At 59.2% G+C, this 4,978-nt stretch carries 5 protein-coding genes; all 5 read left to right on the top strand.

What is annotated here, in order from left to right; translation table 11 throughout:
- Positions 1-798: 23S rRNA (adenine(2503)-C(2))-methyltransferase RlmN (gene rlmN / locus ACIOWA_RS25695; protein WP_401162575.1), on the top strand; the 798-nt coding region annotated here is incomplete at its 5' end.
- Between the two features lie 12 nt (positions 799-810).
- Positions 811-1,569 (top strand): type IV pilus biogenesis/stability protein PilW, encoded by a 759-nt coding sequence (gene pilW / locus ACIOWA_RS25690; RefSeq protein ID WP_401162573.1) that lies wholly within the window; start codon positions 811-813, stop codon positions 1,567-1,569.
- Positions 1,569-2,582, top strand: a complete 1,014-nt coding sequence (locus ACIOWA_RS25685; protein WP_401162571.1) for a RodZ domain-containing protein — start codon at positions 1,569-1,571, stop codon at positions 2,580-2,582. The genes pilW and ACIOWA_RS25685 overlap by 1 nt, the downstream gene beginning before the upstream one ends.
- A 3-nt stretch (positions 2,583-2,585) precedes the next feature.
- A complete protein-coding gene (gene ispG, locus ACIOWA_RS25680) occupies positions 2,586-3,695 on the top strand; it encodes a flavodoxin-dependent (E)-4-hydroxy-3-methylbut-2-enyl-diphosphate synthase (protein WP_401162568.1) in 1,110 nt (369 codons plus the stop codon).
- A gap of 37 nt (positions 3,696-3,732) precedes the next feature.
- Positions 3,733-4,978: histidine--tRNA ligase (hisS, locus tag ACIOWA_RS25675; protein WP_401162566.1), on the top strand; the 1,246-nt coding region annotated here is incomplete at its 3' end.

The raw sequence follows: 4,978 nt of genomic DNA, 5'->3' as shown, positions 1-4,978 counted from the left end.
CTGGAGTGCAGTTTCTGCTCCACCGGCAAGCAAGGCTTCAACAGCAACCTCACCGCCGCCGAAGTGATCGGCCAGGTGTGGATTGCCAACAAATCTTTCGGCAGCGTCCCGGCAACCGTCGACCGTGCCATCACTAACGTGGTGATGATGGGCATGGGTGAGCCGCTGCTGAATTTCGACAACGTCGTGGCCGCCATGCATCTGATGATGGATGACCTTGGCTACGGGATCTCCAAGCGCCGCGTGACCCTGTCCACGTCGGGTGTGGTGCCGATGATCGAAGAGATGGCCAAGCACAACGACGTATCACTGGCGATGTCCCTGCACGCACCGAATGACGCATTGCGTAACCAATTGGTGCCGATCAACAAGAAATATCCGCTTAAGATGCTGCTCGAGTCGTGCCAGCGCTACATGTCCGCACTTGGCGAGAAGCGTGTGCTGACCATCGAGTACACCTTGCTCAAGGATATCAACGACAAGATTGAACACGCCGTTGAGATGGTCGAGTTGCTGAAGAACATTCCGTGCAAGATCAACCTGATTCCGTTCAACCCGTTCCCGCATTCCGGGTACGAGCGGCCGAGCAACAACGCAATCCGTCGCTTCCAGGATCAGTTGCATCAGGCCGGTTTCAACGTCACCGTCCGCACCACCCGTGGTGAAGACATCGACGCCGCGTGTGGTCAATTGGTAGGGCAGGTGCTGGATCGCACCCGTCGCAGCGAACGTTACATCGCCGTGCGTGAGTTGAGCGCCGACAGCGATCTGGCACAGAACGCCGCGAACACTAACTAAGAGAGGATCTCTATGTCCCTGCGCTTTGCGCTGCTGTTGCTGTTGGCCAGCCTGTGTGCTGGTTGTGTCCTGTCGGGTGACTACAACCCGATGAAGACCAGCAAGGGCCGCGATGAAGCGCGAGCTGCCTACGTGCAACTGGGGTTGGGGTACTTGCAGCAAGGCATGAGCGAGCGGGCCAAAGTGCCGCTGAAAAAAGCGCTGGAGCTCGACAGTTCGGACCCTGACGCCAACGCTGCCCTCGGGCTGGTATTTCAGGCTGAAATGGAGCCAAAACTGGCTGACGAGCATTTTCGCAAGGCGTTGTCCTCCCGTCCGGGTGATGCGCGAACGCTCAACAATTACGGCAGTTTTCTCTACGAAGAGCAGCGATATAAAGAAGCCTACGAGCGTTTTGAACAGGCCGCCGCCGATACCCTGTATCCTGAGCGTTCGCGTGTGTTCGAGAACCTCGGCATGACAGCATCGAAGCTCGGCGAGCGTGACCTGGCGCAGCAGCATTTGGAAAAGGCGCTGCGATTGAATCGTCAACAACCGCGCGCATTGCTGGAAATGGCTGAGTTGTCCTTCGAAGACAGGCATTATGTGCCCGCACATGACTATTACGACCGTTTCAGCCTGCTTACCGATCAAAATGCACGTAGTCTATTGCTTGGCGTTCGGCTGGCTAAAGTGTTTGAAGATCGCGACAAGGCAGCCAGTTACGGCCTGCAATTAAAACGACTCTATCCCGGTACGCCGGAATATCAGCAATACCTGTCGGAGCAATGATGAAAGCGGCGCATCCCGAAGTTGTAGCAGCGAATCGCGTTAACCCCGGTGAGACCCTGCGCCAGGCCCGCGAAAGCAATGGCTGGTCGCTGGCCGAAGTGGCCCTCAAGCTCAACCTCACTGTGACTTCCCTGAGCAATCTTGAAGCCGGCGCTTTCGACAAGCTGCCGGGGCATACCTTCGCACGCGGTTACATTCGCGCTTATGCCAAATTGCTCGGCATGGACCAGACCGTTCTGGTCCAGCAATTCGACCAGTCCACCGGCACCGACTCCCAAGGCAGTAACGTACACGCCCTTGGCCGTATCGAGGAGCCTGTTCGGGTTTCTCACACCATTTTGCGTATCGTCTGCCTGCTGTTGCTGATCGCGGTGATTGGCGGTGGTTTCGTCTGGTGGCAGGATCAGACATCGCTGCGAACCAAAGAATTGACCAGCCTGGCATCGGAGCACGTTGAAGTCGAAGGCGCCGACGGCACCACCCAGATACACCCGATAGACGAGCCGCAGGACCAGGCTGTTGCGCAAGGTCAGGCCGAGGGCACCACCGTGCTGGCGCTACCGCAGTCGGAAACCACAGCCGAATCGAGCGGCCCTGAAGGCGCCGCCCCGGCACCCGCTCCAACTGAACCGGCCGCTCCCGCGCCCGCGCCCGCGCCAGTTGTTGCGACCCCGGCCCCCAGCGTACCGGCCACGCCAGCGCCGACTGTCACAGCACCGGTCGCCTTGGCAACGCCTGCACCGACCCAGGAAACGCCTGCCCCCGTTGCCGGCGATGGTCAGGTGCAGTTGCAGTTCACCGGCGATTGCTGGGCACAAGTGACCGATGGTCGTGGCAAGGTTCTGTTCAGTGGTCTGAAGCATAAAGGCGACAGCGTATCTGTTTCCGGCAAGCCGCCGCTTGCTGTGCGCCTGGGTGTTGCCCGCGCCGCGCAGGTCAGCTACAACGGCCAACCGGTCGATATCGCTCCGTTCACCAGTGGCGAGACTGCTCGCCTGAAGTTGGGTCAATAAGTCATGCACGGCGAATCACCAATCAAACGTCGCGTCTCGCGCAAGATCTGGGTCGGTAACGTACCGGTAGGCGGCGATGCGCCTATCGCTGTGCAGAGCATGACCAACAGCGACACCAATGATGTTGCGGCCACTGTTGCGCAAATCAACCGTCTTGAAGCTGCCGGCGTCGACATCGTCCGCGTCTCGGTGCCAGACATGGACGCTGCCGAGGCGTTCGGCAAGATCAAGCAACTGGTCAAGGTGCCCCTGGTTGCCGACATCCACTTCGACTACAGGATCGCTTTGCGCGTAGCCGAACTGGGTGTGGACTGCCTGCGTATCAACCCGGGCAATATCGGTCGTGAAGACCGCGTGCGCGCGGTGGTTGACGCCGCCCGTGACCGCGGGATCCCGATTCGCATCGGCGTTAACGCCGGTTCCCTGGAAAAAGACCTGCAAAAGAAATACGGCGAGCCCACCCCCGCTGCACTGGTTGAATCCGCGCTGCGTCACGTCGAGCACCTCGAACGCCTGAATTTCCAGGACTTCAAGGTCAGCGTGAAGGCCTCCGACGTATTCATGGCCGTCGAGGCCTACCGTCTGCTGGCAAAAGAAATCGTTCAGCCACTGCACCTGGGGATCACCGAAGCGGGTGGATTGCGTTCGGGTACAGTGAAATCCGCCGTGGGCCTAGGTATGCTGCTCGCCGAGGGGATTGGCGATACTATCCGCATCTCGCTGGCGGCCGACCCGGTCGAGGAAGTGAAGGTCGGCTACGACATTCTCAAGTCTTTGCACCTGCGTTCCCGTGGAATCAACTTCATCGCCTGCCCGAGTTGCTCGCGGCAGAACTTCGATGTGGTCAAGACCATGAACGAGCTGGAAGGGCGCCTTGAATACCTGCTGGTGCCGCTGGATGACGCGGTGATCGGTTGCGTGGTCAACGGCCCCGGCGAGGCCAAGGAAGCCCATATCGGCTTGACCGGCGGCACGCCAAACCTGATTTACATCGACGGCAAACCGTCGCAGAAACTGACGAATGACAATCTGGTGGATGAGCTGGAAAAGCTGATCCGCCAGAAAGCGGCCGAGAAGGTCGAAGCTGACGCTGCGGTTATCGCGCGCGGTTGAGCCTGACTGTAGAGCCGAACGAATTTAAGGATTTAAAGTGAGCAAGTCATTGCAAGCCATTCGTGGCATGAACGACATCCTGCCCGAACAGACCCCGCTGTGGCGTTATTTCGAGAGCACTGTTGCGCGTCTGCTGGATAACTACGGTTACAAGCAGATCCGCATGCCGATCGTCGAGTTCACCGAGCTGTTCAAGCGCTCGATCGGTGAAGTCACTGACATCGTTGAAAAAGAGATGTACACCTTCGAAGACCGCAACGGCGACTCCCTGACCTTGCGTCCGGAAGGTACCGCAGCGTGCGTGCGTGCAGTGCTCGAGCACGGCATCACCGGTGGCGGCCAGGTACAAAAACTCTGGTACATCGGCCCGATGTTCCGCCACGAGCGTCCGCAGAAGGGGCGTTATCGCCAGTTCCATCAGATCGGTCTGGAGGTGTTCAACCTCGACGGTCCGGACATCGACGCCGAACTCATCATCATGACCTGGCGCCTGTGGGGCGAACTGGGTATTCGGGACGCCGTCAAACTCGAACTCAACAGCCTGGGTACCAGCGAGTCCCGTGGTCGTTATCGTGAAGCGCTGGTCGAGTATCTCTCGGCGCGCCACGACAAGCTCGACGAAGACAGCCAGCGTCGCTTGAAAACCAACCCGCTGCGGGTGCTCGACACCAAAAATGCCGACACTCAAGCCGTGCTGGTCGATGCGCCGAAAATGGCTGACTACCTGGACGACGAGTCCCGTGCCCACTTCGAAGGCCTGAAGGCCCGTCTGGACGCCGTTGGCATTCCTTACGTGCTCAACCCCAAGCTGGTTCGAGGCCTTGATTACTACAGCAAAACCGTTTTCGAATGGGTCACCGACAAGCTCGGTGCCCAAGGCACCGTGTGCGCGGGCGGCCGTTACGACGGTCTGGTTGAGCAGATGGGCGGCAAGCCGACCACAGGCGTTGGTTTCGCCATGGGCATCGAGCGTCTGGTGCTGATGCTCGAAACCCTGGAACAGATCCCGGAAGAAATCTCCCGTCAGGTCGACGTCTATCTCTGTGCCTTCGGTGAAGAGGCCGAGTTGGCCGCTCTGGCGCTGGCCGAGCGTGTTCGCGATCAACTTCCAAACCTGCGTCTGCAAGTCAATGCCGGCGCCGGTAGCTTCAAAAGCCAGTTCAAGAAAGCCGACAAGAGCGGTGCACTGTACGCACTGATCCTGGGTGACGACGAAATGGCCCAGCAAGTGGTAGGTTTCAAACCCCTGCGTGGCCAGGGCGAACAACAAAGCATTGCCTGGG

Origin of the sequence: Pseudomonas sp. NPDC087614, assembly GCF_044743485.1 — a bacterium.
In the GTDB taxonomy this organism is placed as follows: Bacteria; Pseudomonadota; Gammaproteobacteria; order Pseudomonadales; family Pseudomonadaceae; genus Aquipseudomonas; species Aquipseudomonas baetica_A.
Note: the sequence above shows the minus strand (reverse complement) of the source record. Positions and strands in the feature narration are given on the sequence as shown.

Coding starts and splice junctions, on each gene's coding strand:
- pilW (WP_401162573.1), top strand. CDS start 811: ATGTCCCTGCGCTTTGCGCTGCTGTTGCTGTTGGCCAGCCTGTGTGCT.
- ACIOWA_RS25685 (WP_401162571.1), top strand. CDS start 1,569: ATGAAAGCGGCGCATCCCGAAGTTGTAGCAGCGAATCGCGTTAACCCC.
- ispG (WP_401162568.1), top strand. CDS start 2,586: ATGCACGGCGAATCACCAATCAAACGTCGCGTCTCGCGCAAGATCTGG.